This window comes from Streptomyces sp. NPDC015130, from assembly GCF_043080005.1.
Taxonomy (GTDB): Bacteria; Actinomycetota; Actinomycetes; order Streptomycetales; family Streptomycetaceae; genus Streptomyces.
In genome coordinates, this window is record NZ_JBIBVC010000016.1 from 46,835 (window position 1) to 72,680 (window position 25,846).

Annotated in this window: 27 protein-coding genes; 7 read left to right on the top strand and 20 right to left on the bottom strand. The window is 72.6% G+C overall.

Annotated features, from left to right (window positions below; translation table 11 throughout):
• The first annotated feature begins 1 nt into the window (after position 1).
• From ACF08F_RS28425 to ACF08F_RS28435, 3 genes are all read left to right on the top strand, one after another.
• Positions 2-493, top strand: a complete 492-nt coding sequence (locus ACF08F_RS28425; protein ID WP_392301376.1) for a flavin reductase family protein — start codon at positions 2-4, stop codon at positions 491-493.
• Positions 494-528: 35 nt separating this feature from the next.
• Entirely contained in the window at positions 529-1,512 is a 984-nt protein-coding gene (locus ACF08F_RS28430) for an LLM class flavin-dependent oxidoreductase (RefSeq protein WP_392301377.1), read from the top strand.
• A gap of 64 nt (positions 1,513-1,576) precedes the next feature.
• Positions 1,577-2,794, top strand: coding sequence for a styrene monooxygenase/indole monooxygenase family protein (locus ACF08F_RS28435; protein ID WP_392301378.1), 1,218 nt, complete (start codon positions 1,577-1,579; stop codon positions 2,792-2,794).
• 144 nt (positions 2,795-2,938) lie between these two features.
• Here the strand turns inward: ACF08F_RS28435 and ACF08F_RS28440 are convergent, their stop codons facing one another.
• The gene (locus tag ACF08F_RS28440; RefSeq protein WP_392301379.1) at positions 2,939-3,556 is read right to left on the bottom strand and encodes a TetR/AcrR family transcriptional regulator; all 618 of its coding nucleotides are present in this window, start codon (positions 3,554-3,556) and stop codon (positions 2,939-2,941) included.
• Between the two features lie 165 nt (positions 3,557-3,721).
• On the opposite strand from ACF08F_RS28440, the gene ACF08F_RS28445 reads away from it, so the two are divergent.
• The gene (locus ACF08F_RS28445; protein WP_392301380.1) at positions 3,722-5,275 is read left to right on the top strand and encodes an MFS transporter; all 1,554 of its coding nucleotides are present in this window, start codon (positions 3,722-3,724) and stop codon (positions 5,273-5,275) included.
• Between the two features lie 173 nt (positions 5,276-5,448).
• Here ACF08F_RS28445 and ACF08F_RS28450 read toward each other — a convergent pair whose 3' ends face one another.
• The 15 genes from ACF08F_RS28450 to ACF08F_RS28520 form a co-directional block, all read right to left on the bottom strand.
• A complete protein-coding gene (locus ACF08F_RS28450) occupies positions 5,449-6,261 on the bottom strand; it encodes a class II aldolase/adducin family protein (RefSeq protein WP_392301381.1) in 813 nt (270 codons plus the stop codon).
• Positions 6,262-6,360: 99 nt separating this feature from the next.
• Positions 6,361-7,896: an FAD/NAD(P)-binding protein gene (locus tag ACF08F_RS28455; protein WP_392301382.1), complete on the bottom strand. Its 1,536-nt coding sequence runs from the start codon at positions 7,894-7,896 to the stop codon at positions 6,361-6,363.
• 298 nt (positions 7,897-8,194) lie between these two features.
• The gene (locus ACF08F_RS28460; protein WP_392301383.1) at positions 8,195-9,187 is read right to left on the bottom strand and encodes a helix-turn-helix domain-containing protein; all 993 of its coding nucleotides are present in this window, start codon (positions 9,185-9,187) and stop codon (positions 8,195-8,197) included.
• Between the two features lie 431 nt (positions 9,188-9,618).
• Entirely contained in the window at positions 9,619-10,284 is a 666-nt protein-coding gene (locus tag ACF08F_RS28465; protein WP_392301384.1) for an SDR family NAD(P)-dependent oxidoreductase, read from the bottom strand.
• A 381-nt stretch (positions 10,285-10,665) separates the two neighbouring features.
• The gene (locus ACF08F_RS28470) at positions 10,666-11,670 is read right to left on the bottom strand and encodes a HEAT repeat domain-containing protein (RefSeq protein ID WP_392301385.1); all 1,005 of its coding nucleotides are present in this window, start codon (positions 11,668-11,670) and stop codon (positions 10,666-10,668) included.
• A gap of 7 nt (positions 11,671-11,677) precedes the next feature.
• Entirely contained in the window at positions 11,678-12,346 is a 669-nt protein-coding gene (locus tag ACF08F_RS28475; RefSeq protein WP_392301386.1) for a HEAT repeat domain-containing protein, read from the bottom strand.
• Positions 12,347-12,625: 279 nt separating this feature from the next.
• Entirely contained in the window at positions 12,626-12,841 is a 216-nt protein-coding gene (locus ACF08F_RS28480) for a ferredoxin (protein ID WP_392301387.1), read from the bottom strand.
• A gap of 4 nt (positions 12,842-12,845) precedes the next feature.
• On the bottom strand, positions 12,846-14,108 hold the full coding sequence (locus ACF08F_RS28485) for a cytochrome P450 (protein ID WP_392301388.1): 1,263 nt from the start codon (positions 14,106-14,108) through the stop codon (positions 12,846-12,848).
• Positions 14,109-14,216: 108 nt separating this feature from the next.
• Positions 14,217-15,008 (bottom strand): ABC transporter permease, encoded by a 792-nt coding sequence (locus ACF08F_RS28490; protein WP_392301389.1) that lies wholly within the window; start codon positions 15,006-15,008, stop codon positions 14,217-14,219.
• On the bottom strand, positions 15,005-15,982 hold the full coding sequence (locus ACF08F_RS28495; protein ID WP_392301390.1) for an ATP-binding cassette domain-containing protein: 978 nt from the start codon (positions 15,980-15,982) through the stop codon (positions 15,005-15,007). The genes ACF08F_RS28490 and ACF08F_RS28495 overlap by 4 nt, the downstream gene beginning before the upstream one ends.
• A 180-nt stretch (positions 15,983-16,162) precedes the next feature.
• Positions 16,163-16,999 (bottom strand): DUF4097 domain-containing protein, encoded by an 837-nt coding sequence (locus ACF08F_RS28500; RefSeq protein WP_392301391.1) that lies wholly within the window; start codon positions 16,997-16,999, stop codon positions 16,163-16,165.
• A gap of 72 nt (positions 17,000-17,071) precedes the next feature.
• Positions 17,072-17,608 (bottom strand): hypothetical protein, encoded by a 537-nt coding sequence (locus tag ACF08F_RS28505; protein ID WP_392301392.1) that lies wholly within the window; start codon positions 17,606-17,608, stop codon positions 17,072-17,074.
• 110 nt (positions 17,609-17,718) lie between these two features.
• Positions 17,719-18,420, bottom strand: coding sequence for a DNA alkylation repair protein (locus ACF08F_RS28510; RefSeq protein WP_392301393.1), 702 nt, complete (start codon positions 18,418-18,420; stop codon positions 17,719-17,721).
• Between the two features lie 76 nt (positions 18,421-18,496).
• Complete coding sequence (locus ACF08F_RS28515; RefSeq protein WP_392301394.1) at positions 18,497-18,910, bottom strand: peptidoglycan-binding protein; 414 nt, start codon at positions 18,908-18,910, stop codon at positions 18,497-18,499.
• Positions 18,911-19,188: 278 nt separating this feature from the next.
• The gene (locus tag ACF08F_RS28520; RefSeq protein WP_392301395.1) at positions 19,189-19,857 is read right to left on the bottom strand and encodes a CGNR zinc finger domain-containing protein; all 669 of its coding nucleotides are present in this window, start codon (positions 19,855-19,857) and stop codon (positions 19,189-19,191) included.
• A gap of 57 nt (positions 19,858-19,914) precedes the next feature.
• Here ACF08F_RS28520 and ACF08F_RS28525 point away from each other — a divergent pair, with 57 nt between their 5' ends.
• Positions 19,915-20,709 carry an AzlC family ABC transporter permease gene (locus ACF08F_RS28525; RefSeq protein WP_392301396.1) on the top strand — a complete coding sequence of 265 codons (795 nt, stop codon included), beginning with the start codon at positions 19,915-19,917 and terminating at the stop codon, positions 20,707-20,709.
• Complete coding sequence (locus ACF08F_RS28530) at positions 20,706-21,026, top strand: AzlD domain-containing protein (RefSeq protein ID WP_392301397.1); 321 nt, start codon at positions 20,706-20,708, stop codon at positions 21,024-21,026. The genes ACF08F_RS28525 and ACF08F_RS28530 overlap by 4 nt, the downstream gene beginning before the upstream one ends.
• 62 nt (positions 21,027-21,088) lie before the next feature.
• Here ACF08F_RS28530 and ACF08F_RS28535 read toward each other — a convergent pair whose 3' ends face one another.
• The 4 genes from ACF08F_RS28535 to ACF08F_RS28550 form a co-directional block, all read right to left on the bottom strand.
• The gene (locus ACF08F_RS28535; RefSeq protein ID WP_392301398.1) at positions 21,089-21,442 is read right to left on the bottom strand and encodes a hypothetical protein; all 354 of its coding nucleotides are present in this window, start codon (positions 21,440-21,442) and stop codon (positions 21,089-21,091) included.
• A gap of 138 nt (positions 21,443-21,580) precedes the next feature.
• Positions 21,581-22,246 (bottom strand): winged helix DNA-binding protein, encoded by a 666-nt coding sequence (locus ACF08F_RS28540; RefSeq protein ID WP_392301399.1) that lies wholly within the window; start codon positions 22,244-22,246, stop codon positions 21,581-21,583.
• 76 nt (positions 22,247-22,322) lie between these two features.
• Positions 22,323-23,162, bottom strand: coding sequence for a dimethylargininase (gene ddaH, locus ACF08F_RS28545; RefSeq protein ID WP_392301400.1), 840 nt, complete (start codon positions 23,160-23,162; stop codon positions 22,323-22,325).
• A 32-nt stretch (positions 23,163-23,194) separates the two neighbouring features.
• Positions 23,195-24,142: a methionyl-tRNA formyltransferase gene (locus ACF08F_RS28550; RefSeq protein ID WP_392301401.1), complete on the bottom strand. Its 948-nt coding sequence runs from the start codon at positions 24,140-24,142 to the stop codon at positions 23,195-23,197.
• Positions 24,143-24,389: 247 nt separating this feature from the next.
• Between ACF08F_RS28550 and ACF08F_RS28555 the strand changes: the two genes are divergently transcribed.
• Entirely contained in the window at positions 24,390-25,790 is a 1,401-nt protein-coding gene (locus ACF08F_RS28555) for a lysine N(6)-hydroxylase/L-ornithine N(5)-oxygenase family protein (protein ID WP_392301402.1), read from the top strand.
• The last annotated feature ends 56 nt before the right edge of the window (positions 25,791-25,846 follow it).

Sequence of the window (25,846 nt, forward strand, 5' to 3'; positions counted from 1 at the left end):
CATGTCCCTGGACCTGACCGCGACCATGCGCACCTTCGCCACGGGCATCTGCGTCGTGACCACGTACGAGGAGGAGGGCGACCGGCGGCGCCACGACGCGGTGGCCGTCCGCTCCTTCACCTCCGTCTCCCTGGACCCACCGCTCGTCTCCCTCGCCGTCCCCCGCGACTCCGAGGTCCTCGCCACGCTGCTCACGACCAAGCTCTGGGCGGTGTCGATCCTCGACGTCGCCGGCCTCGACATGGCCGAGGCACTGGACGGCGACCGGGAGACCCGGGCCCGGGCCCTCCTCACCTGCACGGCCACCCCCGGGGAGCGCACCGGGGCGCTGGTCCTCGACGCACCCGGCTGGCTCGAGTGCACCCTGTACGACCGCCACGACACCGGCGACCACACGGTCCTGATCGGGGAGGTGCAGGCCACCGGCGGCCGGTACCGGCGGCCCCCGCTCGTGTTCGTCAACGGCGGCCCGCGCGCCCTCTCCCAGGCCTGACCCCCCGTCTCCCTTCCGAACTCCGAGGAGAAACAGTGAAATTCGGCATCTGGCTCGACTTCCGCAACCCGGCCGGATGGCGGCGGCCCTGGACCGACGTCTACGAGGAGACGCTGTCGCTCGCCACCGACGCCGAGACGCTCGGGTTTGAATCCGTCTGGCTGTCCGAGCACCACCTCACCGACGAGGGCTACCTCCCGTCCCTCTTCCCGGCGCTCGCCGCCATCGCCGCCCGCACCAGCCGGGTCCGGCTCGGCACCGCCATGGTCCTCGCCGGCCTCACCCATCCGCTGCGGCTCGCCGAGGACGCGGCCGTCACCGACCTCCTCTCCGGCGGCCGGCTGGAGCTCGGCATCGCGCCCGGCTACCGGGAGAAGGAGTTCGAGGCCCTCGGCTTCGACCGGGCCAGGCGCGGAGCCCGGACCGAGGAGACCGTGGAGATCCTCCGCCGCGCCTGGACCGGCGAGCCCTTCTCGTACGCCGGGAAGCACTTCGACCTCGACGATGTGGTCGTCACCCCGGTCCCGCAGACCCCGCCGCCCGTGTGGATCGGCGGCGGCAGCGAGGCCGCGGCCCGGCGGGCCGGCCGCCACGGGCTGCGCTTCCTGCCCGACCTCGGCACCCCGCCGGAGATCCTCGACCTCTACCGGCGCACCCTCGCCGAGCACGGGCACGACCCGGCCGGCTTCGGCCTGACGGCCATCGTCACCCCCGGCGTCTACGTGTGCGAGGACGCCGAGGAGGGCTGGCAGGAGATCAGGGAGCACTACTGGTACCTGCTGAACAAGTTCCAGGAGTGGTTCGGCAACCCCGGGCTGCCGTCCGTGGACGACCTGCCGCGCGAACTGTTCCTGGTGGGACCGCCGGACGTGGTCGCCGAGGGGATCCGTGACCGGATCAAGCCGCTCGGCGACGTCGAGCGCGTCATCTTCTTCGGCCGCGCCCCGGGGCTGCCCGCCGACCGGGCCCGCCGCTCCCTCGAACTGTTCTCCGAGCACGTCCTCCCGCAGTTCGCCTGACAGCCCCCGGGAGCGCGCCGGCCGCCGGCCGCTCCCGTGCGCGCCCGACCCAAGAAGGAGCACCATGTCAGACATCGCCATCGTCGGCGCAGGCATCTCGGGCCTGCACCTCGCCCTGCGACTCCAGCAGGCAGGAGTGACCACGACGGTCTACGCCGAGCGCAGCTCCGAGGATCTCGCGGCGGGGCGCCCGCTGAGCCTCCCCGTCCGGTTCGGCCGGACCCTGGAGCGGGAGCGCGAACTGGGCGTCTCGCACTGGGAGGGCGGGGACAACGACACCCTCGGCGTCCGCCTCGTGGCGCGCGGGGAGCCGGAGATCGGCTTCCTCGGCCGCCTCGACGCCCCCGCGAGCGGCGTCGACCTGCGCCTCTACCTGCCGACGCTCACCGCCGACTACCTGGAGCGGGGCGGCAAGGTGGTCGTGCTGCGCCCCGACGCGGCCGAGATCGAGCGGATCTCCCGCGACCACGACCTGGTCGTGGTCGCCACCGGACGGGCCGCCACCACCGGCCTGTTCCCGCGCGACCCGGAGCGCTCGCCGTACACGGCGCCCCAGCGCGTCCTGACGGCAGGCCTCTTCCACGGCATCGCGCCCGTCGACCCCGGCCACATCCACTTCCAGGTCTCCGAGGCGGGCGAGATCTTCTCCACCCGGATCCTGACCGCCGAGGGACCCGTCCACGGCATCGTCGTGGAGGGCCACCCGGGCGGCGCGCTGGAGCAGCTGTCCTCGTACGACCACGCTGAGGACCCGGCCGGCTTCGAGAAGACCCTCCTGTCGCTCGTCGCCGAGTACGCGCCGGACCTGCGCGAGCGGATCTCCGACCGGGACTTCGGGATCCGCCGCCCCGGCGACGTGATCCAGGGCGGTCTCACCCCGGTGGTGCGGCGCGGCTGGGCCGCGCTCGACTCCGGCAAGATCGCGCTGGCTCTCGGGGACGCCTGGATCGTCAACGACCCGCTCGCCGGGCAGGGCGCCAACCTCGGTTCCCGCATCGCCTTCGAGATCGCCGAACTCGTCGTCGCCGGAGGTCCGTTCGACGAGGCCTTCGCCGAGCGGGCGGCCGAGCGGCTGTGGCGGATCGCCGAACCGGTCGTCGCCTGGTCGAACCTGAACGTCGCGCCTCCGGTCGAGCACCTGGGCGGGATCTTCGTGACCGCCACGGCCGACCAGCGCGTCGCCGACGCGTTCGTCGCCAACTTCAACCACCCGGCCGACATGTGGGAGGCGGTGAAGACGCCGGAGGCCACGCGGGCCTGGCTCGACGGGATCACGCCCTAGGGCGAGACCGCCTGGTCGTGGTCGGCGGGTGAGTGCGGACGGCCGGGCCGTGCCGCCGGGAACCGCCCCCCTGTGCGGGGGAGCGGGCCCGGGCGGCACGGCCCGGCCGTCTCCGTCCTCCGGCGGGCGGGTTCCCGCCCCGGGTCAGGCGGCGACGAGCGGGCCCGTCCGGGCGCTCCAGACGGACATCGCCATGTCCACCAGCTCGTGCAGCTGGGTGCGCTCGGCCCCGTCCCGGGCCTGCAGCGAGAGACCGTTGAGGAACGTGGTGTAGAAGGCGGCGATCCGGTCCGTGTCCGTGTCCTCGGCGAGCTCCCCGTCCGTCACCGCGGCGTCCAGCCGGGCCTTGAGCGTGGACTTGGTCCGGGCCCGGCAGCGCAGCGCGAAGTCCCGCACGGACTCGTGGTCGGTGGTGCAGCTGCTTGCGGCGTGCACGATCATGCAGCCGCGCGGCTTGTCGGCGGCGGTGAAGCGGTCGACGCTCCCGTGCAGGAGCGCGGCGATCGCCTCGCGCACCGTCGCGGCCTCGTCCATGGCGCGGCGCGAGGACTCCGCCTCCGTGCGCTCGTAGAGCTCGATGGCCTCCCGGAACAACTGCTCCTTGTTCTTGAAGGCGGCGTACAGGCTGGGCGGGTTGATGCCCATCGCGGCGCTCAGGTCCGTCGTCGACGTGGTGGCGTACCCGCGTTCCCAGAAGACGAGCATCGCCGTGTGCAGTGCGGCGTCCCGGTCGAAGCTGCGGGGGCGTCCGGTGCGGGCCACATGTCCTCCTTGACGGCCGATCAGCCGGTGGATAGCCTCTTCTGTAGAGGTTAGTACAGAAGTGGTGTTGTCCGCTGCCCCCAGTACGGGAAATCCGCGGTCACTCCGTCCTGCCCTCGTCCTTCCCCTCGACTGTACGGTCGGTCCGATAAGGAGATCCAGTTCATGACTATCGCGGACGACGCCACGGCGGGCGGCGCGTTACCCGGTACGAGCGACCCCGAACCCCGAGTGAAGTGGGGCCTGCGGGAATGGCTGATGCTCGTGGTGGTGTGCGGGGCGTTCTCCCTCGACGCTCTCGACAACATCATGGTCGGCATCGCCACCCCCCAGATCAAGGACGAGTTCGGCATGAGCACGTCCGCGGCCCAGTGGGTGGTGAGCGCCTACGTCCTCGGCTTCGGCGGCTTCCTCCTCCTCGGCGGCCGGATGTCCGACCTCCTCGGCCGACGGCGGGTCTTCCTGGTCGGCCTCACCGTCCTCGCGGCCGGCTCCCTCCTCGGCGGGCTGGCCAACAGCGGCCTCCTGGTCATCATCGGCCGCCTCGTGATGGGCATCGGCGCCGCGCTGACCGCTCCCTCCGCCCTCTCGATCGTCGTCGGGAACTTCCCCGAGGGACCGCAGCGCAACCGCGCCCTCGGCATCTACACGGCCTGCGGCGCCATCGGTTACTCGATCGGCGTGGTCGTCGGCGGCGCCCTCACCCAGGCCAGCTGGCGCTGGACCTTCGTCCTCGGCGTGCCGGTCGCCGTCGCGGCCCTGATCGGCGCCCTGATCCTGGTCCCCAAGGACCCGGAACACGACGGCTCCAAGCGGCACTTCGACGCCGCCGGCGCGGTCACGGTCACCGCCGCGATGCTGCTCCTCGTGTACGGCATCGTGCAGGCCCCGTCCTCGGGCTGGTTCTCCGGAGTCACCCTCGGCGTCCTCGCCGCCGCCGCGCTGCTGCTCGCCGCCTTCGTGGCGATCGAGTCCCGCAGTCCGCAGCCGCTGCTGCGGCTCGGTCTCCTCCGCAACAAGTCGCTCGTGGGCGCCAGCCTCATCGCTGCGGCGATCCTCGGCACCTACATGAGCTACCAGTTCATCGGCAGCCTCTACCTCCAGTCCTACCGGGGCTGGTCCCCGCTGCAGATGGCGTTCGCCTTCCTGCCGATCGGCCTCATGATCCTCACCTTCGCGCCCCGCGCGGGGAAGTGGCTCGGCCGCACCGGACTGCGCTGGCCGGTGTTCGGCGGCATGTTCGCCTACACCGTCGCCTTCCTGCTCTTCCTGCGGGTGGGCGAGGGCTCCTCGTACTGGCTGGTCATCCTGCCCAGCATGGTGCTCATCGGCGTCGGCTTCCCCTTCGCCTTCACCGCGGCCAACGTCGCGGCCACCTCGGGCGTCGACGAGTCCGAGCAGGGCCTCGCCGCGGGCATCCTGCAGACCGGCTACCAGGTGGGCGCCGCGGTGGTGCTCGCCGTGGTGACCGTGCGCATGGGCGGTGAGGAGAGTCCCTCGCACGCCGAGTCGCTCACCGGGTACCACCAGGGCATCTGGGTGATCGTCCTGATCGCGGCCGTCTCGGCCTTCTCGGTGCCGATCGCCGCGGCCGCGGCCCGGCGGAAGGCCGGCCGCACGGCACCGGCCGGCGCCCCGCAGGCCGCCGCGGCCGACGGCGGCGGTACGGAGAAGGCGGACGGCCGTACGGCGGAGTCCGCCGGCCGGTCCGGGCGCTGACCCGGCCCCCGGAGCGGACCCCGGTGACCGGTCGTCGGTGGTCGGTCACCGGTACGCGAAAGGCCGCTCCCCCCACCGGGGAGCGGCCTTTCACGCAGGTCGCGGCGGAACGGTACCGCGTCCGCTCGCTCGGGCCCGGTGCGGGCCGGCCCGGGTGGCCGGCCCGGCTCCGGTCACTCGTCGAGCAGGTCCGGCTGCTCGTGCACGATCTCGTCCCACAGCAGCTGGAAGCTGAACCAGCCGAGGTGGCGGTCCCCGAAGCCGTCGCGGGCCGCCTCGGCCTGCTCGTGGCTCATCGGCCGGACCTTTCCGGCCGCCGCGGCGAGCAGCTGCACCTGGGCGGCGGCCTCGTACGTGAAGAACCAGTGCACGGCCTCGTCGACCGAGCCGCCGACGGTGATCAGCCCGTGGTGCCGCAGCAGGATCGCCCGCTTGTCGCCGAGCCGGTCGGCGATGTCCTCGCCCTGCGCGAGGCTGATGGAAGGGCCCTCGTAGTCGCTGTAGAGGACCTGGTCGCCGTAGAAGGCCGCGGACTCCTGGTCGAGCGGTTCGAGGAGCCGGCCGAGCGCGCCGAGCGCCCGCGAGTGCGGGGTGTGGCCGTGCGCGGCGGCGACGGCGCCCGGCTGGGCGCGGTGGATGGCGGAGTGGATGACGAAGGCGCTGGGGTTGAGGCGGTGCCGGCCCTCGACGACGCGGCCCTCGGAGTTGACCAGGATCAGGTCGCGGACCTTCACCCGGCTGAAGGGCACGCCGAACGGGTTGACCCAGAACAGGTCGTCTCCCTCGGGGTCGCGCACCGAGATGTGGCCCGACACGCCTTCCCCGTACCCGTACTTGCCGAACAGCCGCAGGGCGGCGGTGAGGCGCTGCTTGCGGTGCCTGCGGTCGTCCTCCACGGAGTCGAAGACGGGCTCGGTGGGCATGGGCAGGCCGGTGTGGGTGTCGGCCAGGTAGTCGGCGCGCTCCTGCGTCGCGATGTCAGTCATGCGGGAACTCCTCGTCATGTGGGGCGGCCGGTGTCCGGCCGGTGGCGGGGGAGGGCGTGGGGGCGGTCAGGGGTGCTGTCGCGGGACGGGACCGCCGCGTCACAGGGCGCGGACCGGGTCCACGGAGCCGACGGGCGTGCGGGCCGCCTCCGTGTGGACGGCGTCGGCTATGTCGACGGCCCGGTCCACCAGGGAGGGCACGCCGAAGGTGAAGAAGAGCGAGCCGGAGGCGAGGTCGCCGAGGACGTGGATCCGACGGTCGGTCTCGCCGGCGACGAGCAGCCCGCTGGTCGACCGGGAGACATGGACGCCGCCGCGCGGATGCCGGACGGCGAGTCCCCTGCGGGTCAGGGCGTCGACCAGTGCCGACGCCCCGCGCGGGACGCGGTCCGAGGCCGGGCTGACGGCGTTGACGACGACGTCGGCGTCCTGGACGCCTGTCTCGCCGAGCACCCGGAAGCCCCCGGCGGGCCGGGCGGTGATCTGCTCGACACCGCGGACGATGCGCAGCAGGCCGCGGTCGGCCCGGTCGAGCAGCGTCGCCGCGCTGGCCGGCGGCATGGGGCAGCACAGGCTCATCACGGTCCGGTAGTGGTCCCGGAGCAGCCGGGTCCGTTCGTGCTCGGGCAGCAGCGGCCAGACGTCGGGGCCCGTGTCCGGGACGGCGTGCTGGAGGAGCCGCAGGCCCGGGTCGGAGCCGTCCACGAGTCCGGACTGGCGGCGCAGCCGCTCGACCGGGTCCTCGGTGTTCGTCGTGGCGATCTCGGCCGCGACGGAGTCGAGCGAGGAACCGGCGTCCGCAAGCTCGGCCGCCATCAGGGCGACCACGTCGGCGACGGTGAGCCGCTCGCCCCGCGCGGCCACCGCGCGGAAGTGCGCGGCGGTGAAGTGGCGCGGGTGGCGCTCCACCGGCCGCTGGCGGACGCTCGGCAGCACCCCGCGCCGGGAGGCCATGAGGATCTCGCCGGTGTGGCCCGCCGCGGTCAGCTGGAGCACCACGTCCACGGCGGTGAGCCCGCTGCCGACCACGACGACCCGGTCCCGCTCGCCGATGCCGGCGAGCCGCCGCGCCACCGGGTACGGGTCGGCGACGAACCCCGGCGTGCCGGTCAGCCCGTGCGGGTCGGCCGGCTCCCCGGTGCCCACGCAGAGCACGGCGTGGTCGAGGGCGTACGGGGTGCGGTCGGCGGTGTACGCGACGAGGGCGCCGTCCTCGCGCGCCACGTCCACGACGGCGGCCCGGACCAGCCGGATGTCGCAGCCCCGGGCCGCGAGCCGGTTCAGCGCGCTGCGGGCGCACTGCTCCAGGTAGTCGCCGTACAGGGCCCGGGGCGGGAAGGTGATGCCCGACCGGGCGTCGACGTGGTCGGCGCCCGGGCCGAGGACCACGGCCCGCGCTTCCAGCCAGCGGGTGAAGTGTTCCGGGTCGCCGGCCCGCACGGTCATGTCCTCGGGTGGGGCGTTCACCCGCAGGGTCGCGGCGTCGGGTTGGTAGGCGCGGCCCCGCCACAGGTGAGGGGAGGGGTCGAACACGGTGACCGCCTCGGGAATTTCGTCGCGCTGGCTCAAAGTGTCGAGCAGGCATACGGCGGAGGCGCCGCCTCCGATGATGCCGATTCTCGCAGGAAACAACATTCGAGCGAACCCCGTTCAATGGCGCGGATGATGTCCGTTCTTTTACCTGGAAAACCGATCGGAACAGGTACGGAAAGAAATGCGGAAGGCATGGGCAGGACCATCGGGAGAACCGAACCGCAAAACCTGTGAAATCGGGCTCCAGTCTCCTGGCTTCCCGTCCGTGCCGCTGGCGCGAACACGCATGCGGCATAACAGGTTTGCGCACGCCCGTTCGGCGTGCGTGCCGCTGTGGGAAGCGAGGAGAAGAAAGGTTTCGGTGGGGAAGAGGGTGCGGATGTGGCGGGCGGGACGTCCCTCAGGGGAGCTCGCGTGTCGCCTGGCGGCGCCACTCTCGGGGGGCCACCCCGTAGCGCTCGCGGAACAGCTTGCTGAAGTGCGAGGCGCTGTCGAGTCCCCAGCGCTCGGCGATGCCGGCCACCGTCAGATGGGCGGTGCGCGGATCGGACAGGTCGTCCCGGCAACGGCGCAGCCGCTCGTTGCGGATCCACAGGGCGGGACTGCTGTCCTCGTCCTGGAAGAGCAGCTGGAGGTAGCGCAGCGAGATCTTGTGCGTCCTGGCCAGCAGCCGGGGACTCAGATCGGAGCAGCCGAGCCGCGCCCGGGCGAAGGTCTTGATCCGGTGCAGCAGGGCGCGGCGGGCGAGGACGGGGTCGGACACCGCCTCGCCGAGCTTCTCCGAGCAGACGGCGCCGACCAGGCTGGCTACGCTGCTGCCCAGGTGGTCCGCTATCGCCGGGTCGAGCCGCGACATGTTGCGCGCGGCGCTGCGGAGCAGGTCGGCGAGGAGCACGCTGGCCCCTTCGGTGCCGGACCAGGTGGCCGCCCGGAGCGGGTGGTCGACCCCGGCCCTGAGGTCGACCAGCTGGTGGTCGAACTTCACCGTGACCATGTGGATCGGCTGCCGCATCCAGAGGGAGAACGGCAGGGAGCTGTCGTAGCAGAAGAGGTTGCCCGCCCGGGCGACGGCCGTGAGGTCGCCCTGACGGACGCGGACCTCTCCGTCCAGGACGCAGGCGAGGTAGAGCGGGGCGGTCGCCGCCTTGGTGGCGAGCAGTGCGGTGCGCTCGACGGCGTGCGGTCCGGCCTGCACCTCGGCGAGCTGCACGGTGCCGAAGGTGCCCGTGGCGATGGTGCCTTCGAAGTGGCCGGGCTCGGTGCGGTAGACGCGCAGCGGGCCGCAGGCGTCCGTGACGAGATCACCCCAGGTGTGGAAAGCCCGCTGCAGATCGGAGCGCCCCGTGCGCAGGGTGCGCACCGGTCCGGGCGGGTCGAGCAGGGCAGTGCTCATGTGAATCGTCCAGGTACCGCTGAAAGAGATATGCACTTGCCCTGGGGCTCGCGGGGCATGAAGTACTCCTTTCCCGAGGACCGTTGCCGGCTCTCTTCACAGATGCTCCTCATCCTGCTGCATGGGCTCGGATGCCCGGCAGTTGGATTTGCGTCAGCGCAGCTCGAACAAGGATTCCTGCTTCGTGTATATCCACGACAAGGGGAAGCGACCTGTGTCGCGCTGTGTAGTTCATGGAACATTCACGAAGGCCGCGTGGTCCGGGACATGGCTGAAGCCCCGTCGGTGTCTGACCGAAGGGGCTCTTGCTTTCCTGTCCGGGGACGTGCGGCGGGTCCTCGGCACGCTCAGGGCGTGCTGCCGGGCCGTCCCGGGGCGCGGCGTCCGGAAAGGATGCCTTGACGGCGGGGGTCGCGGCGCGCCTCGACCCGCTAGCGCGCCGCCGGTACGCCGCCGTGCACGATCTCGCGCTCCCAGCCGTCCCGTGGCTGGGTGTGCAGGCGCCAGTAGTGCTCCGCGATGTCGTCCGGGTCGTACGCCGTTCCGGGTGCCACGGCCCCCGGGACGGTCACCGAGGCCACGTGGACCCCGGCCGGACCGTACTGCGCGTCGAGCAGGTCGACCAGGGTCCTGACACCGAATTTTCCGAGGCCCAGGCTCACGTAGCGCGGGTCGACCCGGGGCATTCCGCCCGTGACCAGGATCGTTCCGCTGCCCCGCTCGGCCATGCCGGGGGCCACGTGGCTCGCCGTGGTGAGCGCGCCCACCACGTTCACGGCCCAGGCGTCGAGCTGCCCGCGCGCGTCGAGTTCACCCGCCGCGTCGCGCCGGATGAGGGCGGCGTTGTAGACGGCCGCGTCGACCGGCCCGAGCTCCTTCCCGACCGTGTCGAGCGCGGCCCGCAGCCCCGCCTCGTCCGTGCTGTCGGCGGTCAGGGGCAGCACCCTGGCGCCGTCCCGCCCGACCTCCCAGGCCACCTGTGCCACGGTCTCCTTCGTCCGTGCGATCACGGCGACGGAGTAGCCCTCACGGGCGAACCGCGAGGCCACGGCCTTCCCGATCCCCGGCCCGGCACCGACCACGACTGCTGTGGACACCACAACTCCCTTGTTCCCGCGAATGGTTACGGGCGGAGCGTACGACGATCTTCGACCCGGTCAGCGCCCTCCACCGGCGGGAGCCACCCGTGTGAGCGAACGGCGGCCACGGAGCGTGACGAAGGCCCGTCGGCCGGCCGCCTCCACCGTTCGACGGCTCGAACGGATGCCCCACCGCTGTTCGTACGGCTCGACGCGCGTACCGGCCACCGCCGTTCGCACGGACGCTCCGATGTCGTTCGTGTGCGTGCCCCACCGTCGTGCGTGCCTGTGCCCCACCGCCGTGCGTGTGTGCGCCCCACCGTCGTGCGTGCGTGCCCCACCGCCGTCCCCACGGGTGCTCCACCCGCGAACGCGCGGGTGCCCCCATTCCCGTACCCGCTACCGCCCTCCGCGCAGTTCGACGACGTACGTCGCGGTCAGTGCGACGGAGCGGTCCTCGTCCCGGGCGAGCTCCGCGAGGGCGTCGGCCGCGGTGGCTCCCGGGATGTCCGCGAGGGCCTGCGCGAGCCGTCGGCGCGCGGGCGCCCCGGCGGCGCCGGGGACGAGGCGGCCGACGAGCGCGGCGGCGATCCCGTCCGCGGCCCCGGGGCGGTTCGCCAGCGTGCTGAGCACGTCGGCCGCGTCGACGTCGTTTCTCTCCTCGACGACCATGTCGACGAGCGCCGGGACCGCCTCGGCCACGCCCCGGGCCCCGAGCGCCAGCGCCGCGTGCTCCCGGACCACGGCGTCGGGGTGCGCGAGCGCCTCCCGCAGCGGGACGGTCGCCTCCTCGTCCGGGATCCCGGCCAGGGCCCGGACGGCGCGCTCCCGCACCTCGGCCACCGGTGCCGCGAGACCCTGCGCGAGGAGCGCCGCTCCGCCCTCGGCCCCGCGCGCCAGCGCCCAGCGCAGGGCTCCCGCGACGATCGGGTCGGACTCGCGGAGCACCGCCTCGACCAGGGCCTCCACGGCCACCGGCTCGCCCTCGGCGGAGGACAGGGCCGCCCGCTGCCGCGTGCGGGCGCTCTTCGAGCCCAGTGCCTGGAGGAGGGCGACGGTCCGCAGGACGTCCTCCCAGCCGGCCGGTTCGGCGGCCCCGATCCGGTGGAGCCGCGTGAGCAGCTCGGTCTCGGCCGCGACGCGCTCCCGGGTCTGGCGGATGAGGTCGTCGACCAGCTCCGAGGGCGTGAAACCGGGATCGTCGAGAGCCCGCCCTACCTCCCGCAGGGAGAGTCCCAGCGAGCGCAGGCTCTCGATGTGGAAGATCCGCCGGATGTCCTCGTCGGAGTACGCCCGGTAGCCGCCGTCGGTGCGCCCCGACGGCCGCACCAGGCCGAGCGACTCGTAGTGCCGCAGCATGCGGGCGCTGACCCCGGACCGTCGTGCCACCTCACCGATCAACACTGTCTGTTCACTCCTCCCGGCCGGTCGTGCCGAGGGCCACGATGCGCTTCGCCTCCTCGATCGCGAAATCGAACCCGGCATCCGGGTCGTTCGCCAGCCGTTCCGTGGCGATCGCGTGCCGCCGCCGGTGCGGGTCCGGATGCCCCGCCGCGGCGCGCAGCGCCGGCACGGCCGACTCGCCGAGCGCGATCAGCGCCCGGCTGAGGCTCAGCCGCGTCTCGCGTCCGCCGCGCCCGAGCTGGGTGGCCAGCACCCCGGCCAGTTCCGCCTCCCGCCCTTCGGGCACGAGCGCGACCGCCGCCCGCCAGGCGCTCCGCGCGACCTCGTCGTCGGCGTCGGTCAGCAGCTCCCGGGTGATCGACGGCCATGCCCGCCGGTCGCCGATCTTGGAGAGCGTGTGCAGCGCCTGGCTGCGTGCCTGAGCGTGCTCCGAGCGGAGCTCGCCGACGAGCCCGGGAACCGTCGCCGAGGCCGGGTGGCGGGTGAGCGCCCAGGTCAGCATCTCGCGGACGGAGAAGTCCGGCTCGACCGCGCTCCGGCCGATCAGCGCGTCGACGCACCACGGCTCCGGGTCCGTCCCCACCGCCAGCGCCGCCCGCAGCCGTACGGACGGGCTGTCGTGCTCCAGCCCCTGAAGGGCTCGGGTCGTGTGCGCGGTGTCGTTCCGTCGGGTCATCGTGACCACCTCCGACGCCCCAGTGAAGGCCTTGTCACGATGTCAAGGTCAAGCGCGGGGCGTCGCGGGCGGCCCGTTACGCGTCACACGCGGTCCTGGAGGGCGGCGCCTCAGGCGGGGGGTGGGCGCGGGCCGGGGCCCGGGGCCGCGGCCCGCGCCGGGCGAAGAAGTCGGCCGGAGGCAGGAGGGCCGCGCCCACGGTGACCGCCGTGGGGCCGACCGGACGAACGACGGCGGCCCCGGGCGGGAGGAACTCGCCCGGGGCCGCCCCCGGCGGTCTCACGGGGCGGGGGAGGAACCGTCCCCCGTGAGGGTGATGACCGAGGCCGGGCAGACGCCGGCGGCCACACGGACCGCCGCCCGCTGCTCCTCCGGCGGCCGGGCGTCCAGCAGGACGACCAGACCCTCCTCCTCGTCCTGGTCGAAGACCCGAGGAGCGGTCAGGGCGCACATCCCGGCACCGAGGCAGCGGTCGCGGTCGACGTGGACCTCCACAGGATCAGACCTCGTCCCAGGTGACCGGCAGCCGGTGCACCCCGTAGATGCTCATGTCCGTCCGCAGCGGCACCTCCTCGGCCGGCACGTCGAGCCGCAGCGAGGGGAACCGCCGCAGCAGCGCCGGCAGGGCCACCGTCATCTCGACGCGGGCCAGTTGCTGACCCAGGCACTGGTGGATGCCGTGCCCGAAGCCCAGGTGCCCGGTGGCCCTGCGGCGCAGGTCGAGCACGTCGGGCTCGGGGAACCGCTCCGGGTCCCGGTTGCCGGCCTCCAGCGACAGGGTGACGCTCTCGCCCGCCCTGATGAGCAGACCGTCCAGCGCGACGTCGACCAGCGCGGACTTCACGCTCGTGTGGGCGACGGTCAGATAGCGCATGAGCTCCTCGACGGCCTGCGGCGCCAGGTCGGGGTCCGCCCGCAGCGCCTCGGCCTGGGCCGGCGCGGAGAGCAGCGCGAACGTCCCGTGGGCGATCATGTTGGCCGTCGTGTCGAGCCCCGCCGCCAGCAGGAATCCCCCGATGCCGACCAGTTCCTCGTCGGTGAGGTCGGAGTCCCTGGCCAGGTCGCCGAGCAGGTCGTCGGTCGGCTCGGCGCGCTTCGCCGCCACCAGCTCGGCCATGTACTCCTGGAGCCCGACGAAGGCGGCGTACCTGTCCTCGGGCGTCACGTCCATGGACATGATCGTGTGGGCGTGCCCCTGGAACCGCTCGCGGTCGGCGTACGGAACGCCGAGCAGCTCGCAGATCATCAGCGCGGGAAGGGGGCGGGCGAAGGCCTCGACCAGGTCCACGCCCGGGCCGCCGCGCTCCATCGCGTCCAGCTGCTCCGCGGTGATCTCCGCCACCCGGTCGGAGAGCTGCCGCATCCGGCGGACGGTGAACCTGCCCGTCAGGATGCGCCGGAAGCGGGTGTGCTCGGGCGCGTCCATCCCGGTCATGTCGCCGACCGGGGCGGGCGGCAGCGGACCCTCGGGCCCGCCGGGGTACGGGTAGTGCATCAGCTCGTAGCGCGAGCTGAATCGGCTGTCGCCCATGATCGCGCGGACCGTGGACCAGCCGGTGGCCAGCCAGCCGACGTGCCCGTCGGGGTACGCCATGCGGGCGAGCGGCCGCTCCTCGCGCAGCTCCGCCAGGCCGGCGGGCGGGTCGAAGGGACAGCCGGCGGCGCGCTCCGTGGGGAGCGTGACCGGCGCGTCGGTCACGGCGGGTTCCGTGGGTCCCGCGGTCTCCGCGTCCTCGGGTCGGGTCGACGGTACGTGCTGCATCGTGTCCTCCGTGCGTGAGTGCGTGCATGCGTGCGTACGTGCGTGCGCAAGTGCGTGAGCAAGTGCGGTGGGGTCGACGGGTCGGTTGCGGGGGCCCGTGGTGGGGCGTCAGAGCGTCGCCGTGCGGCCGAAGGCCGACCGCGCCCAGAGGTAGCCGACGAGCGTGAGGCCGAGGCACCAGGCGAGCGCGAGATAGCCGCTGTGGCCGATCCCGGTCCCCATGAGCAGGCCGCGCAGGGTCTCGATGACCGGGGTGAAGGGCTGGTACTCGGCGAACCAGCGCAGTCCGGTCGGCATGGAGTCCGTCGGCACGACCGCGCTGCCGAGGAAGGGCAGGAAGGTCAGCGGCAGGGGCGCGTTGCTCGCCGACTCGGGGGTCTTGGCGACGAGCCCCATGCCGGCCGACAGCCAGGTCAGGGCCAGCGTGAGGAGGGCGAGGAGGCCGATCGCGGCGATCCACTCGACGGCGGTGGCGTCGGGCCGGAAGCCGATGGCGAGCGCGATGGCGATCACCAGGGCGATGGCGATCAGGGTCTGGACGACGCTGCCCACGACGTGCCCGGTGAGGAACGCGGCCCGCGAGATGGACATCGTACGGAAGCGGTTGACGATGCCCTCCGTCATGTCGACGCAGACGCCGACCGCCGTCGCCACCGATCCGGCGGTCGCGGCCATCAGGATGATGCCGGGTGCCACGTAGTCGATGTAGGCGCCGCCGCCGGTGGGTGCGCCGGAGATCCCGCTGCCGAGGGCGCCGCCGAAGGCGTAGTTGAACAGCAGCAGCATCATCACCGGCATGACGACGACGGACAGGGTCATCGAGGGGTAGCGCACGGCGTGCTTGAGGTTGCGCCGCAGCATCGTCATCGAGTCGGAGACGGCGTACGAGAGGGAGCTCATCGGGTCATCTCCGTGGCGGTGCCGGGCGTGCCGTGACCCGTGAGGGTGAGGAACACGTCGTCGAGGTCGGGGGTGTGCACGGTCAGGGACTCGGCCCGGAGGGCCGCGCCGTCGAGGACGTCGAGCACGGCCCGCAGGGTGGGGATCCCGCCGTCGCTGGGGATGCGCAGCGTCAGCTCCTCCGGGTCGCGGGCCGCCGCGCCGAAGTGGCGTGCGGCGGCGTCGAGTTCGCCGGGACTCGCGAAGCGGAGGCGGATGTGTCCGCCGGGGACGATGCGCTTGAGCTCCTCGGAGGTGCCCTCGGCGACGAGCCGGCCCTGGTCGAGGACGGCGATGCGGTCGGCGAGCTGGTCGGCCTCCTCCAGGTACTGCGTGGTGAGGAAGATCGTCACGCCGTCGTCGGCGACCAGCTCGCGGATGATCTCCCACATGGTGCGGCGGCTGCGCGGATCGAGGCCGGTGGTCGGTTCGTCGAGGAAGATGATCCGGGGGTCGCCGACCAGGGTCATCGCGAGGTCGAGCTTGCGGCGCATGCCGCCGGACAGCGTGCTGACGGGTTTGCGGGCGGCCTCGGCCAGGTCGAAGCGGCGCAGCAGCTCGGCGGAGCGCCGCCTGCCCTCGGGGCGGGGCAGGTGCCGCAGGTCGGCCATGAGGACCAGGTTCTCCTCGGCGGTGAGGAGGTTGTCGACGGCGGCGAACTGGCCGGTCACCCCGATGACGTCCCGGACGCGCTCGGGCCGTTCGGCGAGGTCGTGGCCGGCGACCCGGGCGCGGCCGTCGTCGGGGGCGATCAGCGTGGAGAGGATCTGGACGGTGGTGGTCTTGCCGGCGCCGTTGGGGCCGAGGAGGGCGAAGACCGTGCCCTCGGGGATGGTGAGGTCGATGCCGTCGAGGACGACCTTGTCGCCGTAGGACTTGCGCAGCCCGAGGGCGGAGATCGCCGGGACGGCGGTCGTGCTGGGTGTCGTGATCATGACATGCGTCTCCTGTGGAGAAAGGTGAGGGAGGGTGCTGTGATGTGACATGGCACATGTGAAATTGCAGACCTGATGGCGGGTCGCCGCCGCGAGATCGGCGGCAGCGGCCCGGGGCGGGTCAGGCGCGGGGGCTCGGGTCCTGGTGCTCGGGCCCGGTGCTGGTGGGGGAGGGGGAGGTCAGGCGCGGCGGATCACGATGTCGCCGACTCCGGTGCGCGCGTGGATCTCGACGGTCTCCTCGGACACGTCGGGCCCCTCGGCGGCGCCGAGCGCGTTGCGCACGGTGCCCACCCGGGTGTTGACGTCCAGCCACGCCGCCGTGGACTCGCGTACGCCGATCTCCACGTCGTGCGCGGCGGCCTGGAGGTGGATCACGCCCCGGACCACCTCGTCGACGCGGATGGCGCCGTTGGCGGACCGGGCGTCCACGGAGGCGTGCGCGAGGCCGACGGTGATGCGGCCGTTGGAGGAGTTGGCCTTGAGGTCGCCGGTGATCTCGCCGATCGTGATCTCGCCGTTCCCGTTCTTGACGACGGCCGCGCCGGCGATCTCGTCGATCTCGATCCGGCCCTGCCCGTGGATCTCGGCCTGGCCGGTCGCGCGGTGGACGTGGATGTCGCCGTGGCCGGTCCGCAGGTGGGTGACGCCCGCCTCGGCGAGCCGGATGTCGCCGAGCGAGGCCTTCACCCGGCACTCCCCGAGCGGCCCCTCGCCGGCGAAGTCCCCGATGGAGGCCGAGCCGTTGAGGCGCGAGCCGGCGGGGAGTTCGACGGTGATGTCGATCGAGCCGTGCTTGCCGAAGGGGGAGCGCTTGCGGGGCCCCTTCACGGTCAGGGTGCCGTTGGCGTACGTGACCTTGGTCTGCTGCGCGACGCGGACGTCGACGTCCTCGGCGCCGTTGCTCGGCAGTACTTCGACGACCGTGTCCTTGCGCTCGCTCGCCACGAGGCGCGCGTTGCCGACCTCGAAGTCCAGGATCGCGGTGATGGGCTCGGGCGTTTCGTAAGAAGGCATGGCTGTCCCGTCCTCTTGGCTCTGGTGGGTGTTCGCGCAGGTGGTGCGGGTGATGGTGGGGGTGGGGTCCGGTTAGCGGACCCAGCCCCGGTAGCTCTGGCCCACGCGGCTGGGCCGCGGCGCGGGCTGGGTCGCTCCCGCCGGTTCCAGGGCGAGGGCGACGGCCCGTACGAGCCAGGCGTTGACGGACAGGCCCTCCTTGCCGGCGGCGTCCTCCACCCGGGCCTTCAGGTGGGCCGGGAGGCGGAAGTTGATGCGCGCGGTGCCTCCGTCGTCGCCGTCCCCGACGGGCGGTGCCATCGGTGCGGTACGTGGTGCCATCGGTGCCGCCATGGTGGCGTCGGCGTCGTTCGGCGCCTCGGTCGCGAGCGGGGACGTCACCACGAACTCGGGGTCCGTCCCCCGCAGCCGTACGTCGACCGAGCCGGGCGCGAGCTCGCGGGTGATCTCCTCCGAGGCCGCGGACAGGGCGTTCAGGAGCGTCAGGCGGGCGGCCGACTCCAGGGGGGCGGTCAACCGCTCGGCCAGGGCGCGTGCCTCGTCGCCGCCGGCGTTGGCGGCGACCGCGAGCTCGCTGCGGAGGTGGTCGACGTAGGGGGTCAGGTCCATGAGGAACATAGTGGCACCGCTATGGCGCCATTGCAAGTCCCTGTGGCGCCACGTGGCGCCGTTGTGTGCCAGGTGGCGCCATGTGGTGCCACGTAGGGTGCGCGGACGCCTCAACCGGCGTTCTGCCGACGCACCATCTCGCCGATCCAGGCCGGGGCGTACGGCGACGTGCAGCCCGGGGGAGTCGGGTAGTCCTTCAGCACCTCCAGGCGCTCACCGATGCCGATGGCGCGGGGGCGCAGCGCGGGGTGGTCGATCCCGATCTGGGCCAGACAGTGGTTCATCGCCCACTGGAGCCGGTCCGGGGCGTCCTTCATCTCCGCCTCGACGACGTCCAGCAGCCCCGCGAGGTCGAGTCCCGCGGGCTTCTTCGCCACGCGCTCGGTGGTCAGCGCCCAGCCGGCGCTCGCGACCACGGGGTCGGGATCGGCGATCCAGGCCAGGCGCAGCTCCTCCGCGTGCGGGCTCTTCTTCACCACGTAGTTCACGAGCCAGTCGTGCACCTTCGGGGTGCGCGACTCGCGCAGCATGGTGTCCAGCTCCTCCCGCCCGAACGCCTTCGGGCGGGAGATCAGGATCGCCAGGAGCCGCGCCGCCGAGTCGTCGGTCGCCCACAGTCGGTACGCGAGCTCCTGCTGCGTCCTGAGCCGCTTCGCGAGCGCGCGCAGCTTGCCGAGGTTCACGCCGTGGTCGTCACCGTGCCGCTCGTTCACGGCCCGAGCCTTCGGGTCCTCGAGCCCGGCCAGCTCGGCCAGCACCTCGTCGACGACCCCGTCGTCCACCGCGGCCCCGTCCGCCTTCGTCCCGCTCACCTCGGACCTCCCACACCGCGCGCCGCGAGCCTTCGGTCCTCAGCCTAGGTCCTGTCAGGGCCTAGGACGGGCGCGGTCAGAACTTCACGCAGGTGCGGTAGGGCGCGTCGTTGGCGATCCAGAACATGGCCTTCCGGGTCTGCGGGCCGTAGACGCCGTCCACCGGGATCCTCGAGAACTCCTGGGTGATCCGCACGGCCGAGGCCGTCAGCGGCCCGTACTGACCGTCGGAGGCCAGGCGGTTGTGGCCGTTGCAGAAGCGGAGCGCGGTCTGCAGGGTGCCGATGGCGTCGGGGTACGGATCGCCCTGGCGCAGGATGCAGTCGACCGAACCGCCGGCCGTCGTCGGCACCCAGGAACCCTGGCCGCCGACCTGGATCTTCCTGGACTCGGTGCAGGGGCCGTAGGCGGCACCGGCGGTGGGGGCGGAGCCGATCAGGGCGCTGATCGACGCGACCGTGACGCCCAGGGCGGCAAGGCGACGCTTCATGAGGCTCTCCTCGTGCGGGGTGGAGGCGGCAAGTGCGGGACACCCCCGCGATCTCCCGTGGAACGCACGGGCCTGATGCCCGGTGCGGCGGCCCGTGCGGAGCGGACAGGCCCCGGCGGCCGCGGCCAGTCTCCCTCCCGGGGGCCGCTCGCCCGGGCGCCGACGGGGCGTGGGACGTCCCGGGACGATCCCGGGACGGGCGCCGGGGCGGCGGCTCGGGCGGGTGAGCCGGGGTGGCGGCTCGGGCGGTTTCGTCGGGCGCCGGGGGCTTCAGCTCGTCACGGCGCGTTCTTCGTGCGGGCGTAGTGGCGGCGGGCGCGGTCGCGGTTGCCGCAGTCGCCGGAGCTGCACCAGCGGCGGGTGCCGCTGCGGCTGCGGTCGAGGAAGAACCATCCGCAGCCGGGGCCTCCGCAGCGCCGGATCCGGTCGAGGCCGGGGCCGCTCAGGAGCTCCTCGGCCTGGAGCGCCAGGATGTGGCCCAGATCGGCGAGCCGCTCGGTGCCGGGCTGCCAGCGCAGCGGGAACGCGGGCGGCAGTGCCGCGTTCTCGCGGGCCCGCAGGATCTCCTGACGGAGCCCGCTCCACTCCTCGGCCGGGGGCGGGCCGCCCTCGGTGAGCGCGTCCAGGACGGGCCAGAGCAGGTCGCGAAGGTGCCGCAGCTCGGCGAGCCGGCGTTGCGTCTCCTCGGTCCCGGTCTCCGCGAGGGCCGCCTGGAGTCCGGCGGACTGCTGCGGGGTGAGCAGTCCGGCGGCGACCGCCCATCGCGCCCATGCCGTGGGGCCCTGCACCCGCTCGGCGCGGCGGGCCGGGTCCGTCCGCCAGGCGACGGTGTTGGCGAAGTCCAGTACGGGGTGTCCGCCCATGAGGGTCACGCCCGCGCCCGCGTCGGGTGCGCCGGACCCGTTGTTCTCCGCCGTCCGCACCTTCGGTGCCTTCTCCGCTGTCACGCCGCCAGTGTAGCTACCTAATGCCCTTAACCGCTTATGACTGTTAGGTTGTCGCGCATGGACAACACCCCCCGAGAGCGCTTCCGCTCAGGACTCGACGTCGGGACAGGACTGGCGGCCGCCTCCTTCCTGCTCGCCACCAGCTTCGGCGCGGTGACACAGGCGCAGGGCTGGGGCACCCTCGCGCCCGTCCTGTGCTCGATGGTCGTCTTCTCCGGCTCCGCGCAGTTCGCCCTGGTGGCGGGCCTGAGCGCCGGTGGTGGTGTGGCCGCCGCCGTCACCGCCGCGGCTCTCGTCAACAGCCGCTTCCTCCCCATGGGCATGGCCGTCGCCGCCGACCTGCGCGGCGGGCGGCTGCGCCGGGCCCTGGAGGGCCAGGCCGTGGTGGACGGCTCCTGGGCGGCGGCGCACCTCGGCGGCGGCCGGTTCGACCGGTACGTGCTCTTCGGCGCGACCGTCGTCCAGTGGCCGGCCTGGGTCGCCGGGACCGCGCTCGGTGTCGCCGTCGCCCCCGACCCGGAACTCCTGCGCACGCTCGGGCTGGACGTCCTCACCCCCGCCCTGTTCGTGATGCTCCTGATCGACGAGCTCCGCAAGGAGCGGGCCAACCGGCTGCCGGCGCTCCTGGGCGCGGTCATCGCGGCCGGACTCGTCCTCGTCCTCCCCCCGGGACCGGCCCTGGTCGGTGCGGCCGCAGCCGCCCTCGTGGCGCTCGTGCGGCCCGCCGACGCCCACGGCGACTCGGCATCCGACTCCGGCTCCGGCTCCGCATCCGAAGCCGCATCCGACTCCGAAGCCGCATGCGAATCCGAAGCCGCATCCGAATCCGGCTCCGTCGAGGTGACCCGATGACCCACCCGATGACCCTCTGGATCGCCATCGGCTCCATCGCCCTGATCAGCTTCGCCTTCAAGGCCGTCGGCCCGGCGGTCCTGGGCGGTCGTGAACTCCCCGTGCGGGCCCGGTCCGTGATCTCCCTCGTGGCCCCGGCGCTCCTCGCCGGCTTCGTCGTCACGGCCGTCGCCGGTCCGGGCTGGACCGGGCTGGACCCCACCCTGCTCGCGGGCCTCGCGACCGTGGTCGTCCTCCGCCGCCGCGGGGCGCCGATGCCGGTGACCCTCCTGGGCGCGGTGGCCGTGACCGCGCTCCTGCGTGTCTGGATCTCGTGAGGCGGGCGACGAACGTGCCGTAGGTCGTCGTGAGGAAGCTGCCGCGCACTGCTCCCGTGGCCTCAGCGGAACTCGTGGATCACCTGGATCTCGCCGACGACGTGCGCGTTGAACTCGTCCAACTCCTCCGCCGGGACCCAGAGCTCGAGGATCGTGCGGCCGCCGGCCTGCTGGACGGGATAGCGGCGCAGGAACTCCGAGTCGACCTCGAACCGGGTCACGAACCCCGCGCCGTCGTGCCTCACGTTCCAGTCGCGGGCGATCCTGATCGCGTACTCCTCGTCGAGGACCGGGTAGAAGATCGGCTGCTCGGGGAGACGAGGCGGCCACGCACGCCAGTTCAGCTCGCGGACGAGGTCCAGCTCGACGGGGCCGGTGGGGCGCCACAGGGTCGTCGTCGCCTGGCGGCCGGTCATGTGCGTCGCTCTCTGTCGTACGGGGCGGCCGGTGGTGCGGCCGACGGGACCCCGGACGATAGTCCCGCGGCGAACCCGGCGGCCACCGGTTTCCCGCCGCGGCGCCGGCCGGGGCGTTCCGGTCGACGTGCGGGCGGCTCAGTCGTCCGTCCGACCGAGGGGCTCCTGGGGGGTCGTCAGGTCGTTCGCCGGTTCGAGGTGGTGGTGGACGCGGCGTAAAAGTGAGCCCAGTTGCTCGCGCTCCGCCGGGCTGAGGGGTGCGAGGACGTCGTCGTCCGTCGACGCGATGTCCGCGCTGAGCTCGGCGAGCGCGGTCCTGCCCGCGTCCGTCAGGCCGACGACGACACGGCGCCGGTCGACGGTGTCGCGGACGCAGTCCACGTGTCCGGCCCTCTCCAGGTCGTTGACGATCTTCACGAGGTCGCTGGCGTTCATGTCGAGCCGGGTGGCCAGGGCCGTCTTCATCTGCGGGCCGAGGTCGTGGAGCAGCGCCATCACGGTGAGGTGCCACAGGCGCAGTCCGTGCGCGGTCAGCCGGTCGGTCAGGCGCCGGCGCGCGGCCTTGCCGATCGCCGTCAGGAGGTACGCGTGGAGGTCCAGGACGCTCGGTGGTGTCATGCGCGTCACGGGCACGGCGGAGGGTGCGGCCGGGGTCGTGCCGGGGGGCGGGCCGAGGGTCAGTCCGGAGCCGGCGAGCGCGGCGAGGACCCGCGCCCAGTCGGTCGGTACGTTCGAGATGCCGACGAAGGCGAAGCGCTCGCCCTCCGGGTCGTGTGCCGTCCCCGAGACGACCGGCTGCTCCATCGAGAGATCCCTAGGTTAGGTAAACCTAATAATTGGCCACTGGCGTACCCCGGGACCGTCCGGGGCACGTCAGTGGCTATGCCGGGTTGTGCTGGGCCGAAGCCGTGGTGGCGGTGCGCAGTTCCAGCGTGCAGCACTTCACGCTGCCACCCGCCTTGAGCAGTTCGGAGAGGTCCACGCCGATGGGGTGGAAGCCCCGGGCGCGCAACTGCTCGGCCAGACCGGTGGCGTTGTGGGGCAGGACGACGTTGTGGCCGTCCGAGGTCGCGTTGAGGCCGAAGACCGCCGCGTCCTCGGCCATGGCGATGACGGCGTCCGGGAACAGTCGCCGCAGCACGGCGAGGCTGCCCGGCGAGAAGGCCGCCGGGTAGTACGCGACGGTCTGCTCGTCGAGCACCGTGAGCGCGGTGTCGAGGTGGTAGTAGTCCGGGTCCACGAGCGTCAGCCCGATGACGGGGCGGCCGAAGAACTCCTGCGCCTCGTCGTGCGAGCGCGGGTCGCTGCGGAAGCCCGTACCGGCGAGGAGCCACTCGCCGGCCAACAGGTAGTCGCCCTCGCCCTCGTTGACGACGTTCGCGGTGCGCAGGTCCGGGAATCCGTGGTCGCGCAGCCAGTCGTGGTAGGCGGGGCCCTCCGCGATGCGCTCGGCGTCGCGGAACCGCGCCACGAGCGCCCGGCCGTCGATCACGGTGGCGCCGTTGGCGGCGAACACCATGTCGGGGAGACCGGGGAGGGGGTCGATCGTGTCGACGGTGTGCCCGAGGCTCAGGTAGACCTCGCGCAGCTTCTCCCACTGGGTGATGGCCAGTTGGGTGTCGACGGGCTTCGCCGGGTCCATCCAGGGGTTGATGGAGTAGACCACGTCGAAGTGGGTGGGCCGGCACATGAGGTAGTGCCGAGGCCGTGCGGTACGCATGGGTGAGGGTCCTCGTGGTCGGGGGGTAGGGGTCAGGGGCGGCCGGTGAGGTAGCCGCCCATGGAGGTGAAGTACTCGGCCGCCGACAACTCGCGGCCGTCGTCGGTCCGTACGCGGGTGACGGCGAGGCCGTGGTTGCGGCCGGTGCGGGCGTCCGCTCCGGCGACGACGACGACGCCGTCGCCCTCGCGGTAGAAGATCCGGCCGGGAGTTCCGCCGTAACGGCCCGTGGAGACGACGGCGGAGAGGATCTCCAGGCGTCGGCCGCGATGGAACGTGAAGGCCGCCGGATACGGCTCGGACTGGGCGCGGACCAGGCGCGCCAGGACCTCGGCGGGCCAGCTCCAGTCGATCCGGATGTCCTCCTCGGCCCGCTTGTGGAAGAACGTGGCCTGGGACCTGTCCTGCGGGGTGAACTCGGTCTGCCCGGAGGCGATCAGGTCGAGCGCGCCGATCGTGACCGGGGCGATGAGGTCGACCGTCTTGTGGAACAGGTCCGTCGCCGTGTCGGTCGGTCCCACGGCGACCGACTCCTGCCGCACGATGTCGCCGGCGTCGAGCACCTCGTCCATCATGTGGGCGGTGACGCCCACTTCGGGCTCGCCGTTGATCAGCGCCCAGATGAGGGGCGAGAAGCCGGCGTACTTCGGCAGCAGCGAGTCGTGGACGTTCAGCGTGCCGTGGCGCGGCAGGGTGTAGATGCGCGGCGGGATCCACGTACGCCAGTTGTTGGCCACGATGATGTCCGGATCCGCCTCCTTGAGGCGCGCGAACAGCTCCTCGTCGTCGGGCCGGTTGCGGATGACGACGGGGACGCCGTGCTCCGCCGCCAGATCGGCGACCGAGTCGCTCCAGATCTTCTCGTAGGCGTGCTCGCTCTTGGGGTGCGTCACGACCAACACCACGTCGTGCTCGGAGTCCAGGAGCGCTCGGAGGGTCCGATGGCCCCAGGTCTGATAACCGAACATGACGACCCGCATGGGCTTCCTCCTCGGAAGAGCGATTGATCGAAGCCAAGTAAAGCAAGGCTTACCTAACATGACAACTGGGCAGTGTTTCAAGGCTGTTCGGAGCCATTTCCCCCGCCGTCGTTCACTGAAGGGCGTCGACAGATACCTTCAGGTCAGGTTAGCTTTACCTAAGTTCGACTCGGGTCGCCGTCTCCGGTGTGCCCCGACGTCCTGTTCCCTCACGCCCCCCACAGGCGGCACGCACGATGGGAGTGACATGTCTCAGGTTCTTCCTGGCGACACACCTCTGGTCCACGACCTCATTGGAATCGGCTTCGGGCCGTCCAACGTGGCCATGGCGTTGGCGCTCAGCGAGCACAACGCACAGGTCGGCAGGGAGGAGGCGGTGACCGCGCACTTCTTCGAGCGGCAGCCGTGCTTCGGCTGGCACCGCGGCATGCTGATCGACGACGCGACCATGCAGGTGTCCTTCCTCAAGGACCTCGTGACGCTGCGGAACCCGTCCAGCGAGTACAGCTTCCTCTGCTACCTGCGGAGCAAGGGCCGGCTCATCGACTTCGTCAACCACAAGAACCTCTTCCCGCTGCGCGTCGAGTTCCACGACTACTTCGAGTGGGCGGCGGCGAAGGTCGACGACATGGTCTCGTACGGCCACGAGATCATCGCCGTCGAACCCGTCGTCCAGGACGGCGTGGTGGAGTACCTGGAGGTCACCGCCCGCGCCGGCACGGAGCTCGTCGTGCACCGCGCCCGCAACCTCGTCCTCGGTACGGGACTTCGCCCCCGTATGCCGGAGGGCATCGAGCGGAGCGACCGGGTCTGGCACAACTCCGACCTGCTGGCCAAGGTGGACGCCCTGGACGGCACCGCACCCGAGCGGTTCGTCGTCGTGGGCGCCGGACAGAGCGCCGCCGAGAACGTGGCCTATCTCCACCGCCGGTTCCCCGAGGCCGAGATCTGCGCCGTCTTCTCCCGCTACGGCTACAGCCCCGCCGACGACAGCGCCTTCGCCAACCGGATCTTCGACCCCGAAGCCGTCGACGAGTACTTCACCGCGCCCGACGACATCAAGCGCAAGCTGATGGAGTACCACGGCAACACCAACTACTCCGTGGTGGACATCGACCTCATCGACGACCTGTACCGGCAGTCGTACCAGGAGAAGGTCCTCGGCACCGAGCGGCTCCGCTTCCTCAACGTCTCCCGGCTCGTCGGCGTCGAGGACGGCCCGGACGGGGCCCGCGCCACCGTCAAGTCCCTGGTCAGCGGCGAGGAGACCACGCTCGACGCCGACGTCGTCGTCCTCGCCACCGGCTACAGCCCCGCCGACCCGCTCGGCCTCCTCGGCGACGTCGCCCGCCACTGCCACCACGACGAGCAGGGCCGCGTCCGCGTCGAGCGCGACTACCGCGTCGCCACCGACCCCGAACTGCGCTGCGGGATCTACCTCCAGGGCGGTACGGAGCACACCCACGGCATCACGTCCTCGCTGCTCTCCAACACCGCGATCCGGGTGGGGGAGATCCTCGAATCGGTCGTCGTCCACCGCCGGGCCGCCGCCTCCTCCCCGGCGTCGGTCCCCGCGCCCGCCTCCGCCCCGGCCCCGGTCGTCGAAGAGGCCCGGCCGGTCGTGGACGGAGTCGGTACGGCCCGCTAGGCCCTGTCGTCGAACTCCCGCCCGCCCTATGGGCGGACGACGGGAGTGTGACGACA

What these genes read in the sequence shown, in the direction of transcription:
- ACF08F_RS28425 (WP_392301376.1), top strand. Translation starts at nt 2, where the DNA reads ATGTCCCTGGACCTGACCGCGACCATGCGCACCTTCGCCACGGGCATC.
- ACF08F_RS28435 (WP_392301378.1), top strand. Translation starts at nt 1,577, where the DNA reads ATGTCAGACATCGCCATCGTCGGCGCAGGCATCTCGGGCCTGCACCTC.
- ACF08F_RS28445 (WP_392301380.1), top strand. Translation starts at nt 3,722, where the DNA reads ATGACTATCGCGGACGACGCCACGGCGGGCGGCGCGTTACCCGGTACG.
- ACF08F_RS28450 (WP_392301381.1), bottom strand. Translation starts at nt 6,261, where the DNA reads ATGACTGACATCGCGACGCAGGAGCGCGCCGACTACCTGGCCGACACC.
- ACF08F_RS28455 (WP_392301382.1), bottom strand. Translation starts at nt 7,896, where the DNA reads ATGTTGTTTCCTGCGAGAATCGGCATCATCGGAGGCGGCGCCTCCGCC.
- ACF08F_RS28460 (WP_392301383.1), bottom strand. Translation starts at nt 9,187, where the DNA reads ATGAGCACTGCCCTGCTCGACCCGCCCGGACCGGTGCGCACCCTGCGC.
- ACF08F_RS28475 (WP_392301386.1), bottom strand. Translation starts at nt 12,346, where the DNA reads ATGACCCGACGGAACGACACCGCGCACACGACCCGAGCCCTTCAGGGG.
- ACF08F_RS28485 (WP_392301388.1), bottom strand. Translation starts at nt 14,108, where the DNA reads ATGCAGCACGTACCGTCGACCCGACCCGAGGACGCGGAGACCGCGGGA.
- ACF08F_RS28490 (WP_392301389.1), bottom strand. Translation starts at nt 15,008, where the DNA reads ATGAGCTCCCTCTCGTACGCCGTCTCCGACTCGATGACGATGCTGCGG.
- ACF08F_RS28495 (WP_392301390.1), bottom strand. Translation starts at nt 15,982, where the DNA reads ATGATCACGACACCCAGCACGACCGCCGTCCCGGCGATCTCCGCCCTC.
- ACF08F_RS28500 (WP_392301391.1), bottom strand. Translation starts at nt 16,999, where the DNA reads ATGCCTTCTTACGAAACGCCCGAGCCCATCACCGCGATCCTGGACTTC.
- ACF08F_RS28505 (WP_392301392.1), bottom strand. Translation starts at nt 17,608, where the DNA reads ATGGACCTGACCCCCTACGTCGACCACCTCCGCAGCGAGCTCGCGGTC.
- ACF08F_RS28515 (WP_392301394.1), bottom strand. Translation starts at nt 18,910, where the DNA reads ATGAAGCGTCGCCTTGCCGCCCTGGGCGTCACGGTCGCGTCGATCAGC.
- ACF08F_RS28525 (WP_392301396.1), top strand. Translation starts at nt 19,915, where the DNA reads ATGGACAACACCCCCCGAGAGCGCTTCCGCTCAGGACTCGACGTCGGG.
- ACF08F_RS28530 (WP_392301397.1), top strand. Translation starts at nt 20,706, where the DNA reads ATGACCCACCCGATGACCCTCTGGATCGCCATCGGCTCCATCGCCCTG.
- ACF08F_RS28535 (WP_392301398.1), bottom strand. Translation starts at nt 21,442, where the DNA reads ATGACCGGCCGCCAGGCGACGACGACCCTGTGGCGCCCCACCGGCCCC.
- ACF08F_RS28540 (WP_392301399.1), bottom strand. Translation starts at nt 22,246, where the DNA reads ATGGAGCAGCCGGTCGTCTCGGGGACGGCACACGACCCGGAGGGCGAG.
- ddaH (WP_392301400.1), bottom strand. Translation starts at nt 23,162, where the DNA reads ATGCGTACCGCACGGCCTCGGCACTACCTCATGTGCCGGCCCACCCAC.
- ACF08F_RS28550 (WP_392301401.1), bottom strand. Translation starts at nt 24,142, where the DNA reads ATGCGGGTCGTCATGTTCGGTTATCAGACCTGGGGCCATCGGACCCTC.
- ACF08F_RS28555 (WP_392301402.1), top strand. Translation starts at nt 24,390, where the DNA reads ATGTCTCAGGTTCTTCCTGGCGACACACCTCTGGTCCACGACCTCATT.